This window comes from Citrobacter sp. Awk 2, from assembly GCF_028069815.1.
Classification (GTDB): Bacteria; Pseudomonadota; Gammaproteobacteria; order Enterobacterales; family Enterobacteriaceae; genus Citrobacter.
This window is the reverse complement of the sequence record NZ_JANEWL010000222.1, coordinates 1-1,089: the sequence shown is the minus strand read 5'-3', so window position 1 is coordinate 1,089 and position 1,089 is coordinate 1. Positions and strand designations below refer to the sequence as shown.

At 33.2% G+C, this 1,089-nt stretch carries 1 protein-coding gene; it reads left to right on the top strand.

The window, feature by feature from the left end:
* The first annotated feature begins 538 nt into the window (after positions 1-538).
* Complete coding sequence (locus tag NNO02_RS23295; protein ID WP_271455879.1) at positions 539-850, top strand: conjugal transfer protein TraD; 312 nt, start codon at positions 539-541, stop codon at positions 848-850.
* The last annotated feature ends 239 nt before the right edge of the window (positions 851-1,089 follow it).

Sequence of the window (1,089 nt, the reverse complement as noted above, 5' to 3'; positions counted from 1 at the left end):
ATAATAACTCTAGTTTTACAGACTGTGAAATTAAAAAGGTAGGAATCGGATAAACGGTTGAGGTAGGATAATAATATTGGATTCTGATTTTTAGAAAACGCCCGTAAGGGCAAAAGTAGTTAAATTAGTCTCCCGCCGTAAGGCGGGAAAGCAGAATTTAAGATAAATAGTGAAATTATAAATACTTTTATGTGTTGCACAATTCACAGCTTAAGACCAGAAATCAGAGTCAAAAAGCAAGAGGTAAAATTGTTTTCATTGATTTGATAAAATAAGTAACGGGGAGAGTATTAGATATTTTAAGTTAGCTGTTGCACTCGTTTGTGTTGCATAATTTTATTATGAGCTTACTGACATCATATTTTTAAAACCAAATCACCATTTTTCGGGATGAATCCCATTATTAACAGGGCAAGCCTGTTCAGCGGGTGATTGTTTGGAGCAATCATCTTGCGCTGCTCAACCTTCTGTCTATGATTTGACCTTTTCTTTTTTTAATTGTATTTCATGTTTTTAATAACCAGAAGGAAAAGTAATTATGAGTGATAATGATAAAAACAGAAAACCAAGATCAGAAAAAACAGTAAAGCAAAAAATAGCTTCAGCACAGATGCGTCTGAATCGCCTAAAGAGCAAGGAAAAATCTTTGACCAAGAGTGCGGAGACACGCTTAAAGATCATCCTTGGCGCAGAAGTGTCTAAAGCAGTAGGTTGTAAAGTAGAAGATGTCGATAAGGAGTTTGTGCTTGGACTAATATTATATTTTCAAAATGTGAGTACTGAAGATAAGATAAAATTTCAGATAATTGGGAAAAGATTCCTTGCAGATATGATTGGCAGACAAGAATAACAACTGTGCTATTATTAAATAATAAGGATATGAATGTGCGACTTGGTGAACTGGATAATACCGCATTAATCTTAATGAGTGCAAACGTTATAATGTGGAGTATAAATATTGGCTTGTTGAGTTTATGGACTATTAACAGAGTGGGATAGTAGAAAGTTAATCAAAAGGCGTTATGTAATCCATACCGTTAATAAAGACTATTGATTCTTCTAACAATCATTTTTTATCATAAATAACAT